The sequence below is a fragment of the Leptogranulimonas caecicola genome, from assembly GCF_023168405.1.
GTDB classification, from domain to species: Bacteria; Actinomycetota; Coriobacteriia; order Coriobacteriales; family Atopobiaceae; genus Leptogranulimonas; species Leptogranulimonas caecicola.
Genome location: NZ_AP025285.1, coordinates 349,226 through 373,861 on the forward strand (window position 1 = coordinate 349,226; position 24,636 = coordinate 373,861).

25 protein-coding genes are annotated in these 24,636 nt (G+C 60.2%); 19 read left to right on the forward strand and 6 right to left on the reverse strand.

Annotated features, from left to right (window positions below):
• The first annotated feature begins 29 nt into the window (after window positions 1–29).
• Window positions 30–746, forward strand: coding sequence for a metallophosphoesterase (locus OR601_RS01510; protein ID WP_265591971.1), 717 nt, complete (start codon window positions 30–32; stop codon window positions 744–746).
• Window positions 747–833: 87 nt separating this feature from the next.
• Here OR601_RS01510 and OR601_RS01515 read toward each other — a convergent pair whose 3' ends face one another.
• From OR601_RS01515 to OR601_RS01530, 4 genes are all read right to left on the reverse strand, one after another.
• Complete coding sequence (locus OR601_RS01515; protein ID WP_136012239.1) at window positions 834–1,490, reverse strand: DUF6320 domain-containing protein; 657 nt, start codon at window positions 1,488–1,490, stop codon at window positions 834–836.
• On the reverse strand, window positions 1,487–2,767 hold the full coding sequence (locus OR601_RS01520; RefSeq protein WP_136012240.1) for an alcohol acetyltransferase: 1,281 nt from the start codon (window positions 2,765–2,767) through the stop codon (window positions 1,487–1,489). Before OR601_RS01520 ends, OR601_RS01515 begins: the two co-directional genes overlap by 4 nt.
• Entirely contained in the window at window positions 2,740–3,753 is a 1,014-nt protein-coding gene (locus OR601_RS01525; protein WP_265591972.1) for an alpha/beta hydrolase, read from the reverse strand. The genes OR601_RS01520 and OR601_RS01525 overlap by 28 nt, the downstream gene beginning before the upstream one ends.
• 93 nt (window positions 3,754–3,846) lie before the next feature.
• A complete protein-coding gene (locus OR601_RS01530) occupies window positions 3,847–6,444 on the reverse strand; it encodes a DEAD/DEAH box helicase (protein WP_136012505.1) in 2,598 nt (865 codons plus the stop codon).
• Window positions 6,445–6,716: 272 nt separating this feature from the next.
• On the opposite strand from OR601_RS01530, the gene OR601_RS01535 reads away from it, so the two are divergent.
• The 11 genes from OR601_RS01535 (at window position 6,717) to OR601_RS01590 (ending at window position 17,449) form a co-directional block, all read left to right on the forward strand.
• A complete protein-coding gene (locus tag OR601_RS01535) occupies window positions 6,717–8,006 on the forward strand; it encodes a 4Fe-4S binding protein (protein WP_265591974.1) in 1,290 nt (429 codons plus the stop codon).
• A gap of 119 nt (window positions 8,007–8,125) precedes the next feature.
• Window positions 8,126–8,473: a winged helix-turn-helix domain-containing protein gene (locus OR601_RS01540; RefSeq protein ID WP_265591975.1), complete on the forward strand. Its 348-nt coding sequence runs from the start codon at window positions 8,126–8,128 to the stop codon at window positions 8,471–8,473.
• A complete protein-coding gene (locus tag OR601_RS01545) occupies window positions 8,470–9,600 on the forward strand; it encodes a sensor histidine kinase family protein (RefSeq protein WP_265591976.1) in 1,131 nt (376 codons plus the stop codon). The genes OR601_RS01540 and OR601_RS01545 overlap by 4 nt, the downstream gene beginning before the upstream one ends.
• Before the next feature lie 65 nt (window positions 9,601–9,665).
• Complete coding sequence (gene ychF / locus OR601_RS01550; protein ID WP_136012246.1) at window positions 9,666–10,730, forward strand: redox-regulated ATPase YchF; 1,065 nt, start codon at window positions 9,666–9,668, stop codon at window positions 10,728–10,730.
• Window positions 10,731–10,816: 86 nt separating this feature from the next.
• Window positions 10,817–11,296, forward strand: a complete 480-nt coding sequence (locus OR601_RS01555) for a GNAT family N-acetyltransferase (RefSeq protein WP_265591977.1) — start codon at window positions 10,817–10,819, stop codon at window positions 11,294–11,296.
• Window positions 11,297–11,850: 554 nt separating this feature from the next.
• A complete protein-coding gene (gene pflB / locus OR601_RS01560; RefSeq protein ID WP_265591978.1) occupies window positions 11,851–13,989 on the forward strand; it encodes a formate C-acetyltransferase in 2,139 nt (712 codons plus the stop codon).
• Between the two features lie 143 nt (window positions 13,990–14,132).
• A complete protein-coding gene (gene grcA3, locus OR601_RS01565) occupies window positions 14,133–14,384 on the forward strand; it encodes an autonomous glycyl radical cofactor GrcA3 (protein ID WP_136012248.1) in 252 nt (83 codons plus the stop codon).
• A gap of 250 nt (window positions 14,385–14,634) precedes the next feature.
• Entirely contained in the window at window positions 14,635–15,339 is a 705-nt protein-coding gene (locus OR601_RS01570) for a hypothetical protein (RefSeq protein ID WP_265591979.1), read from the forward strand.
• Window positions 15,340–15,384: 45 nt separating this feature from the next.
• On the forward strand, window positions 15,385–16,176 hold the full coding sequence (gene pflA, locus OR601_RS01575; RefSeq protein WP_265591980.1) for a pyruvate formate-lyase-activating protein: 792 nt from the start codon (window positions 15,385–15,387) through the stop codon (window positions 16,174–16,176).
• 215 nt (window positions 16,177–16,391) lie between these two features.
• Window positions 16,392–16,973, forward strand: coding sequence for a sugar O-acetyltransferase (locus OR601_RS08625; protein ID WP_323373081.1), 582 nt, complete (start codon window positions 16,392–16,394; stop codon window positions 16,971–16,973).
• 5 nt (window positions 16,974–16,978) lie between these two features.
• Window positions 16,979–17,449 (forward strand): YbaK/EbsC family protein, encoded by a 471-nt coding sequence (locus OR601_RS01590; protein WP_265591981.1) that lies wholly within the window; start codon window positions 16,979–16,981, stop codon window positions 17,447–17,449.
• Window positions 17,450–17,592: 143 nt separating this feature from the next.
• Here the strand turns inward: OR601_RS01590 and OR601_RS01595 are convergent, their stop codons facing one another.
• Window positions 17,593–18,453 (reverse strand): aldo/keto reductase, encoded by an 861-nt coding sequence (locus OR601_RS01595; protein ID WP_265591982.1) that lies wholly within the window; start codon window positions 18,451–18,453, stop codon window positions 17,593–17,595.
• Between the two features lie 214 nt (window positions 18,454–18,667).
• Between OR601_RS01595 and OR601_RS01600 the strand changes: the two genes are divergently transcribed.
• On the forward strand, window positions 18,668–19,294 hold the full coding sequence (locus tag OR601_RS01600; protein WP_265591983.1) for a DedA family protein: 627 nt from the start codon (window positions 18,668–18,670) through the stop codon (window positions 19,292–19,294).
• 167 nt (window positions 19,295–19,461) lie between these two features.
• Here OR601_RS01600 and OR601_RS01605 read toward each other — a convergent pair whose 3' ends face one another.
• Window positions 19,462–19,836 carry a hypothetical protein gene (locus OR601_RS01605; protein WP_265591984.1) on the reverse strand — a complete coding sequence of 125 codons (375 nt, stop codon included), beginning with the start codon at window positions 19,834–19,836 and terminating at the stop codon, window positions 19,462–19,464.
• A gap of 554 nt (window positions 19,837–20,390) precedes the next feature.
• On the opposite strand from OR601_RS01605, the gene OR601_RS01610 reads away from it, so the two are divergent.
• From OR601_RS01610 to OR601_RS01635, 6 genes are all read left to right on the forward strand, one after another.
• A complete protein-coding gene (locus OR601_RS01610) occupies window positions 20,391–21,476 on the forward strand; it encodes a type II secretion system F family protein (RefSeq protein ID WP_265591985.1) in 1,086 nt (361 codons plus the stop codon).
• A gap of 89 nt (window positions 21,477–21,565) precedes the next feature.
• Window positions 21,566–21,889 (forward strand): hypothetical protein, encoded by a 324-nt coding sequence (locus OR601_RS01615; protein ID WP_136012256.1) that lies wholly within the window; start codon window positions 21,566–21,568, stop codon window positions 21,887–21,889.
• Window positions 21,890–21,984: 95 nt separating this feature from the next.
• Window positions 21,985–22,437 carry a DUF4860 domain-containing protein gene (locus OR601_RS01620; protein ID WP_265591986.1) on the forward strand — a complete coding sequence of 151 codons (453 nt, stop codon included), beginning with the start codon at window positions 21,985–21,987 and terminating at the stop codon, window positions 22,435–22,437.
• Window positions 22,434–22,931 (forward strand): type IV pilus modification PilV family protein, encoded by a 498-nt coding sequence (locus tag OR601_RS01625; RefSeq protein ID WP_265591987.1) that lies wholly within the window; start codon window positions 22,434–22,436, stop codon window positions 22,929–22,931. Before OR601_RS01620 ends, OR601_RS01625 begins: the two co-directional genes overlap by 4 nt.
• A 3-nt stretch (window positions 22,932–22,934) precedes the next feature.
• The gene (locus OR601_RS01630; protein WP_265591988.1) at window positions 22,935–23,399 is read left to right on the forward strand and encodes a hypothetical protein; all 465 of its coding nucleotides are present in this window, start codon (window positions 22,935–22,937) and stop codon (window positions 23,397–23,399) included.
• Window positions 23,400–23,470: 71 nt separating this feature from the next.
• Window positions 23,471–24,544 carry a type IV pilus twitching motility protein PilT gene (locus OR601_RS01635; protein WP_265591989.1) on the forward strand — a complete coding sequence of 358 codons (1,074 nt, stop codon included), beginning with the start codon at window positions 23,471–23,473 and terminating at the stop codon, window positions 24,542–24,544.
• Window positions 24,545–24,636 lie beyond the last annotated feature (92 nt).

The window sequence follows — 24,636 nt, forward strand, 5'->3', positions numbered from 1 at the left end:
GCGGCGAGATTTTGGAAGGGAGGTGGCCTATGACCATCTATGTGACCGGCGATCTTCATGGTGGGATGGATATCCAAAAGCTTTACGACTGGGAGGTAGGCCCTACTCTTTCGCGCCGCGACTACCTTATTGTGGCAGGCGATTTTGGCTACCCTTGGGACTTCTCTGAAGAGGAATACTACGACCTCCACTGGCTTGAGCAAGGCCCCTTTACCTTGCTGTTTGTGGACGGCAACCATGAGCGCTATGACTGGTGGGCAGGGCGTCCCTACGAGCAATGGCATGGGGGAGCGGTACAGCGCCTGCGTCCTCATTCGCCCATCAGGCGCCCGTGTCGAGGCCAGGTCTACGATATCGATGGATGCAGGATCTTCACTATGGGTGGCGCTACCAGCGTGGATCAAGCATGGCGCACACCTCAAATCAACTGGTGGCCACAGGAGCTCCCCGACGAGCGCCATTTTGAAACCGCCCGCACGCAGCTGGATGTCTGCGACTGGCAGGTAGACTATGTGATCACCCATACCTGCGCCAACTCACTGCTTCCAAAGGCGCTCTATCCCAATCCTGGGTGGGAGTATCCCCAGCGAGATCGGCTCACCGACTTCTTGGATGAGCTAGAAGGCAAGCTGGACTATAAGCGCTGGTACTTTGGCCATATGCACTGCGACCGCGATTGCGATGAGCGCCACACCCTTCTTTATCACGAGATCGTCCAACTGGGGGATGGCTTAGGTTGGGCCTGAAAGGCTGGCCGTAACCCATCTGACGCAGGCCCCTCAAGAGCAAAAGGCCGGCAGACCTCTCTTCTGGGGTCTGTCAGTCCGTCTTCACTAAGCGTTGAACAGCTTGGAGGTGCCCCCAAAGAGCTCCTGGCGCAGGAACACAAAGACAAAGAGCCCCAGTATCGCCGAGCAAAAGGCGCAAATAAACGCCAAAGGAGGCCAGTGGGAAAAGCCTAGAAGCACCAGCACCAGAGGGATGAATCCGCAGATGACGTCGCAGATGAGGTACTTGGCAAACTCGGCGGCGAAATGTTGGCGGCGCACCAAAAGCAGCAGAACGTCGAAGGCCAGGGCAGACAAACAAATGATGGGAATCACCAGCGAGGTGAAGAAGTCTGCCTGGGTGAGCAGATAGCACAGGAGCGACAGGCCAATGAGCAGCAGCAGATAGCGGGAGGCGCCCCGCACAAAGCCCGGGTTTTGCACGATGAGGTTGCGCACAAAGAGCCCGTTGGCAACCACCACGCCGCTCACCAACAGCGCGATGTTGGGCGGAATGACCCCCAGCCCGCAGAGCAGCGCCATGGTAAACACTGCTGCTCCGGAGCCAAAAAAGACAAAGGAGATCATGAGCTTCTGGGGCTTCACGATGGCGGCATGGGGAAACACTGCGGGGCTGGGCGAGCCGGTGAGCGGCCGTTGGCACAGCGGGCAAGTGTCGAGGTCGCCAGAGAAATCCACCTTGCAATGGGAGCAATACTTCATGCGCGATCCTCCTCAACCGGCTCCTTCGCCTCAGGAAGCGGCGTGGCGCGGCTGTAGTTGATGTAGCCAAAGATCTGGCGGTCCGAGAAGAACCTCACAAACTCCTGGATGACATCGAGGTTGGTATAGACCGTGCTCAAGCCCAAGGAAAGGTCGTCTCCAAGTGAGCACGCCAGAAGGTTGAGCCCCTGGGTAGAAGTAAGGATGTTGATGGACTTCACATGGGTCGCCACCTCGGGCTCGAGGGTGATGCGCCCCAAGTTGGAGAGGGTGGCGGTGACCCCGCGTTCTGCGTCCAGGTTTGCCGCATAGAGCCCCAAGTCTTTGAGAAACACCGGGGCGACGCGCACCAGCGGGTTTTTCTCCAGCTTCACCATGGCGTTCATGCGCAGCTTCAGGGCGTCCAGCTGGGTTTGGGCGCTGATCTGCGTTTGGATGAGGCGGGCCAGCGCAAAAGCCTCGGGCAGCTTTTGGCCGGTGTCGATGGTGGTGAAGGTCATACCAAAGAAGTTGCGGGTGGTGTGGGAGCCAAAATGGCTGCGTAAATCCACCGGCAAGCCAATGCGTATGGGGCGGCGCCCAACATCCCGGCGCTTGAAGGTGGAATGGATGGCCTCTACCAAAGCAGCCATAAGCACTGAGCTCAAACTCACCTGCCACTCATGGGCCAGCGCCAGCACGGCTGAACAGGGCAGATGATATTCCAAGAAACTGGGGTCGTCGGTCATCTTGGGAGAAGGGATATGGTAGGCCCTGGAAAGCGCGGCCGTTTTGGAGTTTTGCGGCTCGAAGTTCTTGTCAAAGGCGTCTTCGATGCTCTCGTTATGAGTGGCGTTATAGCTGGTAGCCGGCAGCGCCTCGCCATAAGCCCGCTCCACATACTGGCGTAGCAGCTCCTTGAAAAACTCCAGGGAGCCGCGGCCGTCTGAGATGATGTGGCTCACTTCAAAGTTGATGCGTTGCTCGTAGTAGCTCACCCTGAAGAGGGGCGCCCGCCTGCCCGCATGCAAAGGCGAGCAGATGGGCAGGTTCTCAGGGGTCACCACCACAGGCTCGGTCACCTGTTGGAGGTAGTGCCAGAACAGGCCTGAGCGAAGGTGCACGTTGAAGTGGCAGAACTTCTCGGTAGTGGCATCCAGCGCTTGCTGCAGCAAAGCAGGGTCCACTAATCTGTCCATTTGTGCAGCATAACGAAACACCGTTTGGGTGCGACGTCCTGCTTGGGCTGCGTAATACTTGCCTATGTTGTCTAGGCGATACCAAGTATCTCGAGCCACGTGGAATCAGTCCCTTGGGTGAGGGCTTCGCCGTCCAGGAAGCTGCGGCAAATGCCCAAAGATATTTTGGTGGTCTCGGCCGAGGTGGGGTAGAGCAGGTAGCCGTGCATGGCGTCGCGCATGCGGTAGCAGGCGGCGGGGGTGCCGGCATCGCTCAGTCGCTTTGCAAAGGCCTCGTCCTCGTCGCGCAAAGGGCACAGCTCGGCCGAGAGGATGAGCGTGCGCGGAAGGCCAGTGAGGTCGCCTTCCAGCCAGGGGGCCAGGTAGGGGCACTGCAAGTCGTCCGGATGCTCGGAGTAGAGCATGAGGTATTCCTGGAGGTCCTCTGCCGTGAGAATGTAATCATGGCCGTTTTCTGCCACCGAGGCGAAGGGAGCCGAGGGCCCGTAGTCATTGTTTAACACCGGATAGTAGAAGATGGCGGTCTTGGGACTAAACTCGCCGCGGTCCCGGGCCATAAGGGCCACGGCTGCGGCCAGGTTACCTCCAGCGGAGTCTCCCATGAGCACCACGTGGTCTGGCACCACATCCGAGAAGACCTGGCCCTCCATCACGGCTTTGGTGACGGCGTAGCAATCCTCTGCGGGCACGGGAAAGCGGCTCTCGGGAGCCAAACGGTAGTCCACCGACACGATGCGGCGCTTCAAGGCGAGCGCGGCGTCCTTGCAAAAGTCTGCGTAGAGGTCCACCTGGCCGGTGACCCAGCCGCCACCGTGGAAGAAGACGACAGTGCCTTCCCAGTCTTCCTCCACCGTGGCGCCCTCTTTGAGCGACAGGCTGATGTCTAAGGGGGTGAAGGTGCGGCAGGGAATCTCGTAGCCGTCTGTGGCGCGCACGGTGAGCGAGTCCTCACGGATGCGCAGGTTGGGGGCCTCTACCTTGGAGGCGGCATCTTCAAAGGCACGGATGGCCTCGTAGCCTTCCACTACGTCGGGTTTATGGCGTGTGTAGGCCTTGATGGCAGCCAGGCGAGCTTTTTCGAGCATAACCACCGCTTTCTCGAGAGGCGCCCCTGGGGCGCGGATCTTTTGGCAAATCTGGTTTTTACCCAGGGACGCCTCGCTCAAAAGCCGTGCATCCTAGTCCTCCCAAAAGCCCACTTTGTAAGCGGCAAAGACCACGCCGTCGGAGGTCTGGGTGGCATCCAGGTCCACCTCGGCAGTGATGCGAAAGTCCCGGTTGCCCTCGGGGTCATCGAAGATCTGAGTCACATGCCACAGATGGTCGGTTTTCTCGGCAGATTCGTCCAGCTCGAAGTAGGCATCGGAACGGGCGTCGGCGTCCAAGATCACCTCGTCGTAGACGTCGTAGTAGCGGTCCAGCACTTGGCGCCACACCCGCTCGCCGTAGCCCCAGTCCACATCCAGGGCGCCCAGGGAGGCGGCATCGTCTCTGGCCGCCAAGGTCACGCGGCGGATGAGGGCGTTTCGCACCAGCAGCTTGAGGCCGCGGCGGTCTTTGACCACGGCGTCTGCCTCCACAAAGGCGCCGGGGCCCTCCATATCCTGCTGGCCCACCTGGGCCCAGGCGTCCACCAGGCTGGAGTCCACCGAGCGCACCATGAGCCCCAGCCACGCCACGATGTCGTCCAGGCGCTGGTCGCGTTTGTCGGGAGGAACCGTGCGGTCGAGCACCTGGTAGGCATCGGAGAGGTAGCGAAGCAAGATGCCTTCCACCCGAGAAATGCCCATGGCCTGAATGTAGCTCTTGAAGTCGTTGGCGCTCTCGATCATGGCGCGCAGCACGCTCTTGGGCCGCAGCTGGTAGTCGTTGGCCCAGGGCACAGAAGTGCAGTAGAGGGCAAAGGCTTCTTCCAGCAGGTCTTTCAAGGGCTGCTCGTAGGTGACCTCGCTCAAGAGCTCGTCGCGCTCCTCGAAGGGCACGCCCTCGGCTTTGAGCTCGGCCTTCTTGGCTTCCACTGCCTTCTTGCGCTGGGCTTTGAGGATCTGCACCGGGTCGTCCAGCGTGGCCTCCACCATGGAGATGACGTCCAGCGCGTAAGTGTCGCTCTCAGGGTCCAAAAGCTCCAGGGCCTCGATCAGGAAGGGGGAGAGCGGCTGGTCCAGCGCGAAGTCGTCCGGCAGCTCCACGGTGAGGGTATAGGAGGCGTCGCAGCCGCCGGGGGCGCAAGGATCGGCGTCTGCCGGAGCGCCCTCTGGCAGCTCCACTACCACCACGCCGGAGTCGATGAGGGTGGCAAAGATCTCGGTGGCCCGGATCTCAAGAGCCGTTTTTTGCTCGGGGGTTTGCAGGGAGTCTGCGATGAGGCGGCTGGCCTCTGCGCGGGCGTCACCGTGGCGGCTCACCAGCTCCAGCACCATGGAGTGGGTGATGTTCAGGCGGGGCGTGAGCTTTTCTGGGACAGACTCCGCCAGCTTGGTGAAAGTGCTCTCGTCCCAGCTCACAAAGCCCTCGGGCGGCTGTTTGCGTTTGACGCGGCGGCGCTTCTTGGGATCGTCTCCCGCCTTGGCCAAGGCACGCTCGTTCTCTATGACGTGCTCGGGAGCCTCGGCGATGACCAAGCCCTCGGTGTCAAAGCCGGCACGGCCGGCACGGCCGGCGATCTGGTGGAACTCGCGAGAGCGCAGCCGGCGCGTCCTGTGGCCGTCGAACTTGGAGAGCGCGGTGAACACCACCGTATGGATGGGCACGTTGATGCCCACGCCCAGGGTGTCGGTGCCGCAGATCACCGGCAGCAACCCCTGCTGGGCCAGCTTCTCTACCAGCAGGCGATAGCGAGGCAGCATGCCTGCATGATGCACTCCCACGCCGCTGGCCAACAGGCGCTTGAGCGTCTTGCCAAAAGCGGTGGAAAAGTGGGTTCCGCGGCAGGCCTCCTGGATGGCCTTGCGCTGCTCTTTGGAGGTGACCCCGTAGCTGGAGAGCGCCTGGGCGGTGTTTAGGGCCGCCACCTGGGAGAAGTGCACCAGATACAAGGGCCCTTCCCCGTTGCGCAGCGCCAGCTCCACCGTGGTCTCCAGCGGGTTAAGCTCGTAGCGGTAGGAGAGGGGTACCGGCCGCTCGGCATCGGTGATCTGATCCACCTGCCTGCCCGTTTGCTTCTCCAGCAGCTCGCAGATGTCGTCCATGTTGCCTAGGGTGGCGCTCATGAGCAAGAAGCGCGCCTGAGGCAGGCACAGCAGCGGAATCTGCCAGGCCTTGCCGCGATCGGGGTCTGCGAAGAAGTGGAACTCGTCTGCCGCCACCCAGTCCACGTTGGCGTGGGCGCCGCCGGCCAACGCCTTGTTGGCTAGGATCTCTGCCGTGCAGCAGATGATGGGGGCATCCGGGTTTATCTGCGCGTCGCCGGTGAGCATGCCCACCAGATCGCGCCCAAAGAGCTCCACCAGGTCGAAGAATTTCTCCGACACCAGCGCTTTGATGGGCGCCGTGTAGTAGGAGGTCTCGCCCATACAGGCGGCCATGAAGCACATGCCGGCCGCCACCAGGCTCTTTCCCGAGCCGGTGGGCGTTCCCAGCACCACATGGTCTCCCATCAAAAGGGCCATGAGCGCGTCTTCCTGATGGGGCCACAGCTCGATGCCCCGCCCCGCGCACCACTCCATGAAGGCATCGAAGGCCTCCTCGCGGGTAAGTGTTTCTCGGCTATTGAGCTCGACGGCCAAATCTCCCAGCTCGCCATAGCTGGCCGGGGACAATACGGTGGCACGCTCCATGACCACGTCCTTATCGGTAAGAGGGGCACCCAAAGCGCGCCCCTCGCACATTCATTCTCTGTCTATCCTACCCTCTCGCGCCCGCGCGGCCCTTCCTGCCGAGAAACCCCGCCGACTTTGCTGCTGCCGCCGGAGTGTCCCCGTGGCAGCTGTTACCCCGAGATGTCAAAAATGGGGGAGGGGCCAGTAACGTACAATGACAGATTCAGGCCCTTATAAGCTTTAGGGATCGGCGTGCTCTGGTGGCACGCCGCGAGGAATCAGGAGCGTCCATGGCCGAGAAGCGCGATTTTCTCGATGACATCATCGATATGTCCCAGGACTTTAAAGCCATCAAAAACCCACTGGCAGAGATTGCCAATTCGCTGGCGGCTGAGCCCGGCGAGATCCCCGTGTGGAATCCGGCGGACTACAAAGAGCGACCGCGCCCTGCGCCCCCTTCATGCACCAGTTGCAAGAGCAAAGATCCTACTACCTGCACCCGCTGCATCGATGTGTGCCCCAAAGGTTCCATCCATATCGAGGGCGGCGGCATTGAGATTGATGACACCTGCATCAAGTGCGGACTCTGCGTCTCTGCCTGCCCTAGTGAGTCCTATCATGCTCGGGAGATCAATGCCAACAAGCTCTACGACCGCATCGCCGGCGCTGCCGCCAGCCACGAGACCGCCTATGTGACCTGCACCCGTGCGCTGGGACGCTTGCCTCGGGAGAATGAAGTGGTGCTTCCCTGCATAGGCGTGGTGCCCTCGGAAGTCTGGCTGGCCCTGATGGTGCGATTCTCCCATTTGAGCATCTATCTGCCTCTGGGCATTTGCGACCGCTGCCGCACCACCACCGGCGAGGAAGTCTACTGTGACCTCATCGCTCGCGCCGAGACTTGGGCAGGCTTTGGCTTGGACCTGGTGGTAGATGAAGCCGATCTCACCTGCGAGATGCGCCGCAGCTGGCAGCGCAAGGAGTTTGTGGAGACTATCCTCAAGAGCGGCGAGCGCCTGGTGAGCCGCACCAATCCTGTGCTCACGGCCGCCCGTCGCGTGACCCACATGCTGGACGCCCATAAAAAGCAGATGAGCGCCCTGCAGCGGCAGCTGGACAAGGCGGTGGGCACCACCAGCTCCAAGAACCGCCGGCGTATTCTTCTAGACCGCCGCAAGATCATGATGGGAGCGCTGCAAAAGCATCCGGAGTTGGCGGCCAACATCGACCTCTACGAACCTCTCTGTGACATGGACGCCTGCACCCTTTGCGGCGCCTGCGAGCAGGTATGCCCCACCCACTGCATCGAGATCACCGACGACGGCCGCTGGTCTTGCGAGCCGGAGTTCTGCGTCCAGTGCGGCGCCTGCGAGCATGTGTGCCCCACCAAGGCCATCGAGTACGAGTTCTGCGATGCCTCAGACATTGTGCTGCCCGACGAGGAGGAGCGCGACCGCAAGGAGAAGGAAGCCGAGCAAAAGGCCGAGATGGAAAAGCTCAAGGAGCAGGGCAAAGCCTCCATGCTCAAGGGCTTGGACATGCTGGAGAAGCTCTCGGACTCCCTGGCAGACAACGACAGGTAACCTGCAGACACGACCAATTGAAGACCCGTTAATCCAGGGGGAGCGCATACTCCCCCTTTTTGTGGCAGGGCGGTGGCATACTAGTCAAACCCGCCAGCCCCCGAGTGGTGGTGGCTCAGGTGCATGCATTGCTCCGCAAGCCTGAGTCTTGCGCTCAGCCGCTGTCTTTTGGCTCTCTTAGGTGGAGCCCAGCCGATGCCTCCTGGATTGCCGGGGCTTCCAGCCTTTCTCTCACGCCCCAAGAGTCTCAGCTCCTCCAGCATCTCGTGAAGCTTCAGGGAGCCCTTGTCAGCCGAGAAGAGCTGCTCTGTGAGCTGTGGAGCTATCCTTCTGGCTCTTCCTCCCGAGCGGTGGACGAGGCTCTGCGCCGGCTCAGGATCAAGCTGGACTGCGCTGGTAGCTCGGTTGGCATCGAAACCCTGTGGGGAAGGGGCGTGCGCTTGGTGGTGAGAGAGGGGTCTTCATGAACAGTCAATCTGGATTGAGGCGCCTTTCCGGCGTCCAATGGATTACTTGCGCCCTTCTACTCATTGCGGCCTTTGCAGGTCTGCTGATAGTAGTGGACGCCCAGGCAAAAGAGACACTTTCGTGGTGCTTGGACCAGCGAGCAGACCCAAGCTCTTGGGACATGCAAGTCGTGAGGTATCCCCTGAAAGACTACGACCCTGAGAATCCTCCTGAGAATCAGTCGCTCCACAGCGTGCTCTCTCAGGTAAGCGATGAGGAGGGACTCGGCAGCCTGCCTGAACAGCGCACCGTCCAGCTTCTCGATGGATGGCCTCACGTGCGGGCCTATTACTACCTTCAAGAGGGACCTCTAGAGCCGCTTTATGGCCCTGGCCTTTGGGTGGTCATGGTGGATGTGTCCCAAGCCATCCACGCCATCAACGCTGCCTGGGTGATCGTGGCTGCGAGTGCGTTTTTGGGTCTCTTGGTTCAGCAGTTTCTATTGAGGACCGCCTCAAAAGCCATTGCCCAAAACTATGAGCAAATAAGAAGCCGTTACGTCTTGGGCTCCCATGAGGTAAAGGGGCCCCTGATGGCTATTCGGGGATTCGTGGAGGCCTGTGAAGATGGCCTTATGAATCCTCAAGAGTTGGCGGGCTTAGTTGCAGAGGAGGTCGCTAAGATCCAGCAGACCTTGGATGACCTGGCCAAGCTCGCCTGGGTGGAGGAAGATAAAGAGCTGGTTCAGATGACCCGGATCGACTTGGCTCCCTACCTTTTGGATGAGGCTCAACGGGGCCGGTGGTCTTCAGAAGCCCCGCGCACCAGCGGGTTCCTGGCAATCTGGGCCGATGCGTTCCTAGTTGACCAGGCACTCTCCACTCTGAGCCACTGGATGGACCGGTGCGACTTGGCACCACAGTACATCGAGGCCGCTGGGCTTGAGCTACGGCCTTCTCGGCAAAGCCGTGTGGCGCAACTGGATCAGAGGGTTGCTCTCACACTAAGCTTTGCTGAGCCTCTTTCCAAGAAAGCCGCTGAAGACGTGGCGCTCACGTTGCTTTTGGCAATACAGGATCTGCAAGCCGGAGATCTGGTGGTGGATGCTGACAGGGGTATGGTGCAGCTTCGATGGCGAACAGTCTAGGGCACCTGTCTTTCGCGAAGGGGGTACAGTAGAGCCAGCATGAAACTTAAGAAAGGACCTTCGCTGTGGCTCTCTCCATCGGCATCGTAGGTTTGCCCAACGTGGGCAAGTCCACGCTCTTTACCGCCCTCACCAAGCGCGCCGGCTTGGCCGCCAACTATCCCTTCGCCACTATCGAGCCCAATGTGGGCATCGTGGACGTGCCAGATGCTCGGCTGGGCGAGCTGGCTGCCATCGTCTCCCCTGAGCGCATCGTGCCGGCCACGGTGGAGTTCGTAGACATCGCCGGCCTGGTCAAGGGCGCCAATGCCGGCGAAGGCCTGGGCAACCAGTTCTTGGCCAACATCCGCGAGACTGACGCCATCTGCGAGGTGGTGCGCTACTTCTCCGACCCTGATGTCGTCCATGTGGATGGCCGTGTCGACCCTGCGGCCGACGCCGACACCATCATGACCGAGCTCATCTTGGCAGACATCGCCACCCTGGAAAAGCAGCTGCCCAAGCTGGAGAAGGAGGCCCGGCGCGACAAGGAGCTGGCTCCCAAGCTGGCCGTGGCTCAGCGCCTTCAGGCCTGGCTCAACGACGGCAAGCGTGCCGCCGCCATGGGCATGACGCCCGAGGAGCGCGCCGCCGCCAAGGAGCTCTTCTTGCTCACCATGAAGCCGGTGATCTATGTGGCCAACGTCGACGAGGACAAGGTGGGCGAGACCCCGGCTCCCATCGACGGCGAGACCCCCATCCCCATCTGCGCCGAGGTAGAGGCCGAGATCGCCGAGCTGGGCGATGAGGAAGCCAAGGACTTCTTGGAGAGCCTGGGTCTTGAGAAAAGCGGCCTCGAGGTGCTGGCCCAAACCGCCTACCGCACTCTTGGCCTTCAGAGCTACTTCACCGCAGGTCCCATGGAGGTCAAAGCCTGGACCATTCCCATCGGCGCCAAGGCTCCCCAGGCCGCCGGCGTCATCCACTCCGACTTCGAGCGTGGCTTCATCAAGGCCGAGGTGGCCAGCTACGACGACTACGTGGAGCTGGGCGGCGAAGCCGGCTGCCGTGCCCAGGGCAAGCTGCGCATGGAGGGCAAGGATTACGTGGTCCAAGACGGCGACGTCATGCATTTCCGCTTCAACGTCTAACAGCCGGCGCGCGGACGGTGCGCCCCGCGCCCCGCAATCCTCCCTTAGCATCAAAAAACGAACAACATCCCAGGGGGCGCCCTCCTATGGACCTCATCATCCGCCGAGCCCAACCCATCGACATTCCCGCGCTGCTCGATCTGCTCGTGCAGGTGAACGCGGTCCATGCCGACGGGCGCCCCGACCTCTTTGCCCGCACCACCAAGTACAGCGCCCAAGAGCTGGAAGCCCTTCTTGCCGATAAAAACCGCCCTGTGTGGGTTGCCGCTGTGGAGGAGGACCCCGAACGTCTGGTGGGCTCTTGCTACACAGTGATCCGGGACCATCGCCCCGACCGCCTCATGCAGGATTTCAAGACGCTCTACATCGACGACCTGTGCGTGGACAAGGATGCCCGCGGGATGCATGTGGGCACTGCATTGTATGAGTTTGTGCGCGATTGGGCCCATGATGAGGGTTTTTACAACCTCACGTTGAACGTGTGGGAGTGCAATCCCGGTGCGCGCGCGTTTTACGAGGCAATGGGCCTGGTGCCCCAGAAGACCTGCCTCGAGCAGATCCTATAGTCGCGGCACGTAGGCATGGGCACGCAGGAACGTTATGTGCTGGAATGCGGCGCACGAGAATGATGCTGCGGGCACCCTCTGAGAAGGTACTACGATAGCTACTTATCCGTATATGGACCGGAAATACATCAGGGCAAATAGCTGCTATCAATTGTAGCTAAAGTAGAATATTTTCTGAGGGCTCTAAGAGGGTTATTCCTTCCTCACCTTTTCCGCGCCCTCTCGCCACCTTTGTGTGCCTCCCTTATCGGGGCAGCGCTTTTATCGGCTTGTCTTATACATAAATACAGCAATCACAACAAGCCTCATTTAATATACCAATCAAGCCGCTAGTCCCTCATTTCTCGCTTAAATTAGCCATGCCAAAGATACGTTTAGGTGTATTCAGCGTAATTTGGCAAACCCGCTCGATTTCTCTGGTAAGTTCAGGCAGACACCTACTGTGGAATCAGTCTGCATGGGGTACGGGCGCGTCGGGGGACTCGCATTCGCACCCGCGAGCGCGTTCACTCGCACCACCCCAGGCAGGCTATCGCATGAAAGAGAGTCATCTCATGGAAGAGACCCTGCAAGAGGCGTGGGCCGGCTTCGAGGCTGGCCCCTGGGAGCACGAGGTCGACGTTCGCGACTTCATCCAGCGCAACTACACCCCTTACGAGGGCGATGAGAGCTTCCTCGAGGACGCCACTCCAGACACGGAGCACCTCTGGAAGCAGGTCATGGACCTGTTCGCCGCAGAGCAGGCCATGGGCGGCGTCATCGCCATGGACACCGATATCATCTCCACCATCACCAGCCATGGCCCTGGCTACATCGATCAGGCTCACGAGAAGATCGTCGGCCTTCAGACCGATAAACCCTTGAAACGCGCCCTGCAGCCCAACGGCGGCATCCGCATGGCCGTGTCTGCCTGCCAGTCCCATGGCTGCGAGGTGGACGAGCAGATCGTCGACATCTACACCAACCTGCGCAAGACCCACAACGCCGGCGTGTTCGACGTCTACACTCCCGAGATGCGCGCCTGCCGCCACTCCCACATCATCACCGGCCTGCCCGATGCCTACGGCCGCGGCCGCATCATCGGCGACTACCGCCGCGTGGCCCTCTATGGTCTGGATTTCCTCATCGAGGACAAGAAGCGTCAAAAAGAGGGCACCGAGTCCACCATGACTGAGCCCGTCATCCGTCACCGCGAGGAGCTCTCCGAGCAGATCCGCGCCCTCCAAGAGCTCAAGCAGCTGGGCGAGATCTACGGCTTTGACCTGGGTCGCCCCGCGCAGACCCTCCAAGAGGCCATCCAGTGGCTCTACTTTGGCTACCTGGGCTCTGTGAAGGAGCAAAACGGCGCCGCCATGTCGCTGGGCCGCACCTCTACCTTCCTGGACATCTACGCAGAGCGCGACCTGGCGCGCGGCACCATCTGTGAGCGCGATGCTCAGGAGCTGGTGGACCACTTCATCATGAAGCTGCGCATGGTCAAGTTCGCCCGCACCCCCGATTACAACGCCCTGTTCTCCGGCGATCCCCAGTGGGTTACCGAGTCCATCGGCGGCATGGGCATCGACGGCCGTCCTCTGGTCACCAAGATGAGCTTCCGTTACCTGCACACCCTGGAGACCCTGGGCACCTCTCCCGAGCCCAATCTCACCGTGCTCTGGTCCACTCGCCTGCCCGAGGCCTTCAAGCGCTACTGCGCCAAGATCTCCATCGTCTCCAGCTCCATCCAGTATGAGAACGACGACCTCATGCGCGTCTACCACGGCGACGACTATGCCATCGCCTGCTGCGTGTCCTCCATGCGCATCGGCAAGGAGATGCAGTTCTTCGGCGCCCGCGCCAACCTGGCCAAGTGCCTGCTCTACGCCATCAACGGCGGTGTGGACGAGGTGCTGGGCACCCAGATCGGCCCCAAGTACCGCGCTGTGGTGGGCGACGTGCTCGACTACGACGACGTCAAGGACAAGTTCCACGACATGATGGACTGGCTGGCCGGCGTCTACGTCAACGCCCTGAACATCATCCACTACATGCACGACAAGTACTGCTACGAGCGCCTGCAGATGGCCCTCCACGACGAGCATGTGCACCGCTGGTTCGCCACCGGCATCGCCGGCCTCTCCGTCGTGGCCGACTCCCTGTCTGCCATCAAGTACGCCACCGTGCGCCCCATCCGCAACGAGGCTGGCATCGTGGTGGACTTCGAGATCGAGGGCGACTTCCCCCGCTACGGCAATGACGACGATCGCGTAGACTCCATCGCTGCCCAGGTCATCGAGGACTTCATGCACGACATCCGCGGTTACGAGACCTACCGCAAGTCCGTGCCCACCACCTCGGTGCTCACCATTACCTCCAACGTGGTTTACGGCAAAGCCACCGGCTCCACCCCCGACGGCCGCAAGGCCGGCGAGGCCTTCGCCCCGGGCGCCAACCCCATGCACCATCGCGACAGCCACGGCGCCGTGGCCAGCCTGGCCTCCGTCGCCAAGATGCCCTTCAAGGACGCCCAGGACGGCATCTCCAACACCTTCTCCATCGTGCCTGGCGCGCTGGGCAAGGACGGCGACGTCATGTTTGGCGATTTGGATCTCGACGCCCTGGGTGTGGAGGTCACCTTCGCCAACGAGGTCTGCGCTGCCTGCGAAGCCGACCTCTCCGCTCGCGAGGGCGCCGAGGACGTCGTCGCCCAGTAAGCTCTCTCAAGTGGCAGTGGCAGGGTTTCTCGGTTGCCGAGAAACCCTGAACCCCGCCACCTGTGCGGATTTTAAGGCTCAGAGCCCTTGCCGCTTGTCATATTCCGGACCCTATCTGCACCTTCAAGAAAGGAGATCTCGCTATGAAGACTTCCGAAGTTGCTCCCGATCAGGTGGATAACCTGGTATCCATGCTCGACGGCTATGCCGAGGAGGGCGGCCACCACCTGAACGTCAACGTGTTCAACCGCGACACCCTGCTGGACGCCCAGGCCCATCCCGAGAAGTACCCTCAGCTCACCGTGCGCGTGTCTGGCTACGCCGTGAACTTCAACAAGCTCACCCGCGAGCAGCAGGACGAGGTTATCTCCCGAACCTTCCACGAGAGTCTCTAGCCCGCTGTCCGCATTGTGCGGAGACGTCGGAGCTGCGTCTGTGGTGGGGCCTCGGGCAACAGGCCTGACCCTCTTGGGACGCGGCATTCCCAGTTCTTACACTTAGGCTCAGAAGCGGTATAGGTTTGCTGCTCCTGGGCCTGTTTGGTTGCTTTGTCTTGGATCCCTTGGGTACGTTTCCGATAACGTCGGCACGCATGGAGGCCGACGTGCGCCCAAGCACGGTTGGCAAAAGAAAAGGTGGCTCGCCATGGCTCCTCTCGCACAGCAGGTAACTCTCAAAGGCGACGTGAACAGCGCCCCCTACATCATGGATCCCTCTCCTTTAGCATCCCTTGAAGAGGGCGAACAGTTCTATTTTGACGCAAAGGCCGTCACGTCGAAGCAGCGGGCCGACTTCAAGGCCTCAGGAGCCCCCTTCACCGAGCGCCAGCCCTTCTATGGAATCTTTTATCAAGGCGTCTTTGTGGGCATTGCCACGGGTCTTGCGCATCCGGTGCGGGCACTTTTGGACCAGGGCCATCCAGTGAGGGTCGCAGCTGTCCGCACTTCTGGCAAAGCCCAGGGCTATCAAGGGGTTGAGCTGGAGCTTCCTGAGACCGATCCCTTCCAGCGCTGGTATCGTTTCGTCGAGTTGGGAGAGGTCGTTCCTTTGGACGACCCTATTGTGGTGGTGAACCTCAATCTCGAAGGTGCCCATCGCTTGGCCAATGGGCCGGCCAAGGTGTCTGTGGGCCAAATCGCCGACGATCGCCTGCCTGTCACGGTGTCTGGCAAGGATGCCAAGGGCGAGCCTGTGGAGGCCGTCTATCATCTCTATCCTCGCCAGCACCATTCCTGGCATACGTTGGCCCCACTGGCCGGCCAAACCCACGAGGCCGTTGTCATGCAGCACGACAGCTTCACCCATCGCGGCACTCGTTATGCCAAGGTGTTCATCGACACTGCCCGCTAAACCGCGGGCCGGTTCTTGCGACCGAGAACTAAGAAAGGCGGCGCCGTGGCGCTTTGCGACACCTCTGACCCGGAGCTTCGCTCGACCAGCGGCCAGGTGCACTCTCTAGAGACCATGGGTACTGTGGATGGCCCGGGCACCCGACTGGTGGTGTTCACCCAAGGTTGCCCTATGCGCTGCGCCTACTGCCATAATCCCGACAGTTGGAAACCCGGCGCAGGCACTTCTAAAACCGTTGGCGAGATCCTCGATCTCTTCGAGCGCAACCGACCCTTCTACCGCAAAGGAGGCATCACCGTCTCCGGCGGCGAGCCGTTGTTGCAGCCCCAGTTTGTGGGGGCGCTCTTCTCGGCAGCCCATAGAGCCGAGAAGGGCCGCATCCACACGGCCCTAGATACCTCGGGCAGTGCCTATGATCCTGCCCATCCCGAGCGTTTTGACCAGGTACTGCGTGAGAGCGACCTGGTGTTACTTGATATCAAACATGCACAGAATAAGGGCCATAGGGAGCTTACAGGCATGGGGGCCGAGAGACCCCGGGCTCTGGCCGATGAGCTTTCGCGCCGGAGGATCCCCATGGTCATCAGGCATGTGGTGGTGCCCGGCATCACCGACGATCCAGAGGAGCTTCGCGCCCTGGGCCGCCTCATCGCCCGTTGGGACAACGTGGTGGGCCTGGATCTGCTGCCCTATCACACTATGGGAGTGCCTAAATACGAGGCACTGGACCTGGATTATCCCCTTGAAGGCACTCCGGCGATGGATAAAAATCGCATCCCCCAGTTGCGCCAGATAGTCTTGCAGGCTCGAGCAGACGCCAGGGCGCAAAAGGCTTGAGTCGAGGACTTCCAGCACGCTCTCCAAGCGTGCAAGCTCTGTCTTTAGGTTAAAGGCTGCCGAGAAGAGCTTCACCAAACGTTCACGACGCCTGAAGGGAGTACCTCTAACAGTCTCACGAGCCTGTTAACGGCTCTTCTCTGAGGTGGCGTTTCTCGGCAGAGAAACGTTAAGGTGTCCTTCTAAGATGCACCTTGCGACCTTAAGGAGGGGCCATGGCAGCGCTGCCCCCTCAAGACCCCACCTGTTGGTATGATGCCAACTTTGATGAAGAACTGGTAGAAGTTCGCCATCAGGCCGAGCACACCTGCTGGCTCATCAATCAGCTGGATCCCCAAGATGCCGAGAAACACCAGCAACTGCTAGGTGAGCTTTTTGGGTCTTTGGGAGTCGGGGTGGAGGTGCTGGCACCGGTCATGGTCGATTACGGCACCAACGTTTCTTTGGGCGACGGCTGCTTTGTAAACCACAACGCCTATTTTATGGATGGCGCACCCATAGTTATCGGGGCTCACGTATTCGTGGGTCCCGATTGCGGTTTTTATACGGCCAATCATCCCTTGCTGGCCTCTGAGCGCAATCAGGGTTGGGAGCAGGCGCGTCCCATCACCATTCAAGACAACGTGTGGATTGGCGCCAAGGTGAGCATTTTGCCAGGGGTGACCATTGGCGAAGGCGCCGTGGTAGGTGCTGGCTCGGTGGTGACCAAGGACGTTCCTCCTCACACGCTGGCGGCAGGAAACCCCTGCAGGCCGCTTCGCCTCATCACTGCTCAAGACACTATTGGTAAGGAGTAGCAACTATGTCGCTTAGTCGTGCCCGCGAGGCCTTGGAGGCCCAGGATCTGGCCTCGCACATCATGGAATTCGACACCTCTAGCGCCACCGTTGAGCTGGCTGCTGCCGCAGTGGGATGTGAGCCTGCTCATATCGCCAAAACCCTTTCCTTTGCGGTGGGGGACAGGGTGGCGCTGGTGGTCTGCGCCGGTGATGCGCGCATCGACAACCCTAAGTTCAAGGGCTACTTCCACACCAAGGCCAAGATGCTCGATGCGGTCAGCGCCGAGGAGCGCATCGGCCATGGGGTAGGTGGTGTGTGCCCCTTTGGAGTCAAGGAGGGCTGCGATGTGTACTTGGATGAGAGCCTCAAGCGCTTTGATGTGGTCTATCCTGCCGCAGGTACCGCAAGCAGCGCGGTGAAACTCACCCTTCCCGAGCTAGAGCGCGCTTGTCCTGAGGCTATCTGGGTTGACGTCTGCAAACTGCCTGCCTAGCTCGATAACCTACGCCAGCAACAATTACCTGCATCATCTGGTTGCAAAAGCTGGTAACAAAAAAGAACCCCTCCGCCGTGAGCTGCATCCTAAGTATTGGAAACAGTTCACTGGTGAAGGGGCCTCTTTATTGGCGGAATTTTTTATCGGCCGCTAAAGACGGGGAACGCTGAGTCTTTGCCGTAGTCCACATCGGCAGCGCCGGCCAGATAGTCCATATCCTCGCCGGAGATCACAAAGTCTACCTGGGCGTTGTCCTTCATGTGCTCAGGGTTTGCGGTCTTGGGCAGCGCCACCGCGCCGCACTGGATGACGTAGCGGATACACAGCTGAGGGATGCTCGCGCCGTAGCGCTGGGCCATGGACTGGAGCTGCTCGTCTTTGAGCAGCGCGCCATGGGCCACAGGAGAATAGGCCTCTACCTGGATATTGTGGGCCTGACAGTAGGTGATGAGGCCGCGGGGCGTATGGCCCACGTGGAAGAGGATCTGGTTGACCGCCGGCACATCGGAGCTGTTGTCGATAATGTTTTTAAGATCGGACTCCAAGAAGTTGGAAACGCCGATCTCGCGCACTTTGCCGGCCTCCTTGGCCTCTTCCAGTGCACGCCACACCTCAAGATTGCCGTGGTAGTAGTGGTTGGAGCCATTGTGGAAGTGGCCCCAGGGCTCGGGGGAGTGGATGATCATTTGATCCAGATAATCCAGCCCCATCTTCTCCAGCGTCTCATCGATGGACTTCTTGGCAGAATCGTAGTCTTTGAGCTCGGCCGCGATCTTGGAGCCCACAAAGAGCTGCTCGCGAGGAACCGATGCCGTGCGCACGCCCTCGCCTACACCTGCCTCGTTGCCATAGGCCTGGGCGGTGTCGATAAGCCGATAACCGCAATCCACCGCATCCCGCACTGCTTGGGCGGCTTTGTCATCATCGATAAGCCAGGTACCAAGGCCCAGCTTGGGAATAGCGGTGCCGTCGGCCAGCTTATAGGTTTCTTCGAGAATCATAGGTAGGTACTCCTTTATATCTAGCTCAAAGATTTGGAGAAATCCTGTGCCAAGCTCCCAGTATTGTGTCAGCTAAAGGGAGGGACTCGTCAGGATGCCTTCAGATCTTTAGCATGGTCTGTCGCAAAGCCAATAGGTTATGTACCCTCATCGATCGATGGAGCACTGGGACTGCAGGTTCCATACATCAGTCGATTTATTAAAGAAGGAGCTCATGGAAGCTTTTATCAACCAGTTTGGCTACCTGGCAATTGGCGCCCTGGTCTTTTTGGAAAACCTTTTTCCGCCCATTCCCTCAGAGATCATCCTGCCCCTCTCGGGCGCGCTCACCATTGGAAGCCAGCTCACCCTTCCCGGCGTCATTGTGGCTTCTACCGTGGGTTCTGTGGCAGGCGCCTTCGCCCTTTACGGCATTGGCCGCGCCATTTCTCGCGCTCGCTTGGTCTCCTTCTTCCAGACGCGCCCCATGCGTCTTTTGGGCTTTAAGGCCAACGACGTGGAGCGCGTTATCGATTGGTTTGACGCCAAGGGCCAAAAGACCGTCTTTCTCTGCCGCTTTGTCCCCGGCCTTCGCAGCCTGATCTCTGTGCCTGCGGGCACTGCCCGCATGGGCCTGACTCGCTTTACGGCCTATACCACGGTGGGTTCTCTGCTGTGGAACGCAGTACTGTGCACCCTGGGTGTAGCCGCAGGCGATGCCTGGCACCTGGTGTCTGAGCAGGTAGCCTGGGCCTCTGACGTGGTGAAGCTGGTAATCATCGTGGCTCTGGTAGGCGGCAGCCTTTGGTGGATCTTCCGCCGCGCCATCCCTGCCTGGCGCCTGGAGAATGCTGAGGCCTAAGTTTTCGAAGGCGTGCCTCTGCCGTCTCATCCTATAGCTCTTGTAATAGTGCGTAGTAGAACTGGGTTTCTACTACGCACTTTTGTGTAAAAAGCGATTAACGCGTAATAGAAAACCCTTTGTAGTAGGCACTTTGCACACAGTGTCTAAAAGAAGCTGCGCAGAGCCTAGTGCCTAGGTGTGTGGTTGGAGTCAGAGGTATCGCTAGGGCTGACGACATCCTTCTGAGCGGTTCCTCCGTGATTGATGGTGTGCGCCAAAGGATGCTTCTGCAAAAAGAGCATGGACACAAAGCCCAAGATGCACAGGGGCACGAAGTAGCCAAAGGGCGGCACCAGCGCCTCGCTGTAGCCGGTGGCGATGATGGACTGCACCGATGCCGGGAGCTTCTCCATGTAGGTGGGGGTAAGCGATGCCAGCGAGATGTTGTCTGCTTTGGGCAAGAGGGGAGCGACGTCAGCCACCAAGCGGGAGGTGAACAGCGATCCCACCAGCGAGGTGCCCAGCGTGGCGCCTAACGAGGTCTCTACCCATGAAGGCACTTCCCATTATTTGAGGTTGGCTTGCATGAGTCATCTCTAGAATGGCGGCGGTCACCCAGAGGCGGCGCTCGCTCAGAGCACAACTCGTCACTGAGGTCGTGGACAGTAGGCGATCTGCGGAAGGGAGCAGTTGAAGGGAGGTGGCACTAGATTCGCTTGCCCTCTAAAAAGATACTTCAATAGCTACATCGAAATATGGCTATTGAATGTACTAGATAGTAAATACTAAATTATATACAGCTAGAATGCTGCGGTGGCTTCGTATAAAGATGGGTGTTCCAGCGGCGTATAAATGTAGCTATCGCAGTAATTAATTAGAGGGGCCGCAAGACATCTTTATATAGCGGCCCCTTCTCTTCTAGGATCCCTCTTGCTCGCCTGTGGCTCACTTCCATGACCGGTCCAAGGTTGCGCCGTTTCGCTCTGGCTCCCTCTCTTGCCTATCAGAATCCATTCAGCGTATATTTCTAAAGATGATAACGATGCTTTTGGATACGCTCTTGGATGTGCTTTTAGCGCAGTCTTTATCGCGCCAGTCTTGATAGGAGGGGATCGTGGCCAACGCAGCCAATGCAGCCATCGGCACGCCAGCCGCTGCCTATGTCATAGATGACGGGACCTTAAGCGCCTTCTTTGAGACCATGGCCGTCCTTATGGACGCCGGCATTCAAATTGACGAGGCTCTTTCCATGCTGGCGGAAGATGCCGCAGACACCCTCAAAGCCACCTATGGTTCCATGTATGAGCAGGTAGCGGCAGGCCATACGCTGGCAAAAGCCATGGAGGCGTCAGGGGCGTTTCCCACCTATGCCACCACATTGGTGATCCAGGGCATCGCCATGGGCCGGCTTCATGAAACTTTGATGTCGTTAGCCCGCTATTACGGCGACCAGGATCGCATCCTCACGCGCATCAAAACCAGCCTAGGTTATCCTGCAGCGCTTTTGTGCGGCATGTCGTTAGTGCTGGCTTTTACGGTCATAGGCGTGCTGCCGGTGTTCATCAACGTCTACGAGAATCTTTCCGGCAGTCTCACCGAAGGGTCGTTCTCCCAGGTCACACTAGCTCTCACGGTGGGCTGGGTGGTGCTTGTCGTCACGGTGATCGCTGCGGTGGCGGCCCTTTGGGTCGCCTCCCTTGCCCGCAATTCCAAGGGACATGACAAGCTCATGCACCTTTTGGAGCGCATCCCGCCCACCCAGGAGGCTGCCTATGGCCTGGCGCTGTCGCGCATGGTGGCGGGGCTCTCCACCAATATCTCCTCAGGCACCAACGTGGACGAGGCGGTGGCGGCCGCCGCAGCCGGGACGTCTCATCCCGTGCTGCATTTGAGGACCACGCAGGCTCACAAGCTCATGGTTGCTTCCGACGATCCTCAGGGCCTGGTGCCTGCGCTGGTGGCAGCCCAGGTCATCGACCCGGTCTATGGGCGTCTGCTGGGTATCACTGTACGCTCAGGCGGCATCGACGAGTCGCTGGAAGCCCTTTCAGAAGACCTGGCCCGCGAGTCTATGGACAGCCTTCTGGCGACTATCGACGGCGTGGAGCCGCTTTTGTCGGCATTTTTAACCGTGGCCGTAGGCGCCACGCTGCTGGCCATCATGCTGCCGTTGGTGGGCATCATGGCCTCGTTAGCCTGATGGCGCAGCCCGCGCGATCGACCAGACCGCTTGGTCGACCCCTGCCCGTGCATGAATCCTGCTGCGGTTAAGAGAGGAGTGAGAATCTAATGGCCCGCCCTGTAGCTCAGGCTGCCTTCGCCCATCGCCGCCATCCCGGAGTCTACCTGCTGGTGATTCTGGTGGCGGCAGCGTGTGTGGCGCTGGCGGTGGTGCGTGCCCAGGTGCATGCCGCCGAGCAGGGAACGGCGGCGCTTCGCACCTCGATCCTCAATGCCTCGGCCCAGTGCGCGGCGGTGGAGGGGGCCTATCCCTCCAGCTTGGACCATCTGGTGGAAGCCTACGGCATCCGTTTCGACCCCGAGGTCTACGACGTGCGCTATGAGGTCTTTGCCGACAACGTGGCCCCCACAGTGCAGGTGATGCGCCGATGACACCGCCCACGCTGCCTCACGAAAACCTCCTGCGGGCCAAAGGGACGCTGGCGATAGCCCAGGGCCATAGACCCGCTGCCCAAAAGATGCACCCTATGAGCACCATCTTGGTCATCCTTCTGCTGCTGGCAAGCGTTGCTGCGCTGGGTGTGGGCGCCCAAGTCTACAGCTCCATCCACCAGGCATCCTTGACCGACGACTCCAGTCGCCTGGCCTCGGCTTTGCTTTCCAACACCGTGCGCTCCCAGGATCGCGCTCTCGCAGTGGAGAGCACCCCGGGTCCTGAGGGCCCTGTGCTCAAGCTGGTCTCTCATCTAGATTCCGGCGACTATGAGACGCGCCTCTATCTCTATCAGGGTCAGGTGGTGCGCGAGTTCGCCTTGGCTGCAAGCCCGCTCACTCCCCAGAGCGCGGTACCGATAATGCCTTCCAAGAGCTTCTCCTTTGCCCTGGAGGGAGACCTGCTTACCCTTGCTACCGATAAGGGCGCCACTTCGGTGGCTCTAAGAAGCCCGCAGTCCCCGCAATCTTTGGGGGTGGGGGCATGAAGCAGCTCAAAGCTCCCGGCTTTATGGCCCCTAAAGCCCCTCGTTGGGCTTCGCGAGCTCTCATCATCGAGGCGTTGGTGCTGATGGCGGTGCTCTCTTGCTGCATCGCCATCGTTGCCCAAGGCCTGTCTGTGGCGGCAGCCACTGCGCTGGACGCCCAGCAACTCACTCAAGCCTCGGCCTATGCCTCAGAGATGGCCGAGCGTTTTTGTGCAAATCCCGAGCAAGTGCCCGTGGAAGAGATCTCCGGCGATCTGCAGGTGGTGGTGGCCCGCACCAGCGAGCCTACCTCCACAGGAACCCTTTGGCGTGCCACCATCCTGGTCTATCCGGTAGGTCCCCAAGGACAAAAGGTCGAAGCATCGGAGGCTTTGGGAGCAGCCCAGGCTGGAGCGGCTGCAGGCGACTCTGAGGCCCAAGAGGTCTCTCGGGTGGTCCAGGAGCCTCTCTGCTCGCTTGCCACCGCACGCTTCGTGCCCAGGGAGGTGAGCTGATCTATGGCTCCACGTACGTCTGAGCCGGGTATTCGCCCGGGTCCCATGAGCCTGTTGGTGCTCACCCTGGTGGTGTGTTTATCGGTACTTTGCTGCTTGGCATTGGCTACCGCTGCCGCCTCCAACCACAGGGCAGAGATGCAAACTTCTATCATGGTGGACTCCTACGCCAACGAGCTGGAGGCTCAAGAGCTTTTGAGCCATGCATCTGAGCTCTGTGCCAGCTCGGGTGCGCAAGGCCTTGCGGCTTTGGCTCAACAGGCCTCGCAGCTTTGGCCGGATTGCACTGCCAGCTATGAGGAAGGCAGGTTTCAGGCCTATTTTGCGCAGCCTTCAGGGCGCTCGCTGACCGTCCAGTTAAGCGTGAGTCCAGAAGGTCAGCTAAAAATCGAGAGCTGGTGCGCCGGCATGGAGTGGGAGGAGCCTTCCGGCCAATGGTGGCCTGGGCCTTCCTCGGCCACGCCCTAAAGGGGCGGCGGCGACTTTAGCTGCAACTTTTGTTCTGTTGTGCCCTTTGTTTAGACCTCAAGGAGGATCTGGTGGATATCTCAGCATTGCTTGCTTCTATGATCGAGAAGAACGCCTCGGACGTGTTCTTTGTGGCGGGCTTGCCTATCACCTGGGCCTCCGCAGGGCAGCAGCACAGGCTTGACGGCGGCCCCCTCATGCCCCAGGACACCCAGGAGGTCGTCGAGGCAATCTACGGGTTGGCGGGCCGCTCTATGGCGCCGTTTTTGGAGTCTCGCAACCACGACGACGACTTCTCCTTTGCCGTGGGCGGCGTGGGGCGCTTCAGGGTGAACGTCTTTAGGCAGCGCGGCAGTTTAGGGGCAGTGATCCGCGTGATTCCCTTCGCTCTGCCGCGTCCCGAGGAGTTGGGCATCCCAGACCAGGTCATGGACTGCGCTTCTTTCAACAAGGGGTTGGTGCTGGTTACAGGCCCCGCTGGCGCAGGCAAGTCAACCACTTTGGCCTGCCTTATCGACCGCTTGAACCATAGCCGCTCTGGCCACATTGTGACCATGGAGGACCCCATCGAGTTCGTGCACAGGCACAACACCTGCATCGTGACGCAGCGCGAGATCCCCACCGATGTGGCTACCTATGGCGAGGCCCTTCGCAGCGCCATGCGCGAGAGCCCCGACGTCATCCTGCTGGGCGAGATGCGCGACCGCGAGACGGTGTCTACCGCGGTCACCGCAGCAGAGACCGCTCAGCTGCTTTTCTCCACTCTGCATACCACTGGCGGCGCCTCTACCATCGATCGCATCGTTGACTTCTTCGATCCGGTCCAACAGCACCAGATCCGCCTGCAGCTGGCCATGGTGCTTCAGGCGGTGGTCTCCCAGCAACTGGTGCCCACAGTCGATGGGGGAGTGGCGGCAGCTTTCGAAGTCATGGTGGCCAACACCGCCATCCGCAACCTCATTCGCGAGCAAAAGACCCACCAGATCGACTCGGTCATTGCTGCGAGCGCCCAGGAAGGCATGATCTCCATGGACGCCAGCCTCTTCGAGCTGGTGAAGTCGGGCCAGGTAAGCTCTGAGACTGCCCTGCGCTATGCCAACCACACCGAGTCGCTGGCGCGCCGCCTCAAGGCAGCCGGGGTCTAAAACGCACAGGTGCGCGCCGGGCCAAAAAGCCTACAATTGTAAGCATATTTTATAGGGATCCAGGGACGCTCTGGGCATACTTGCGATAGTCA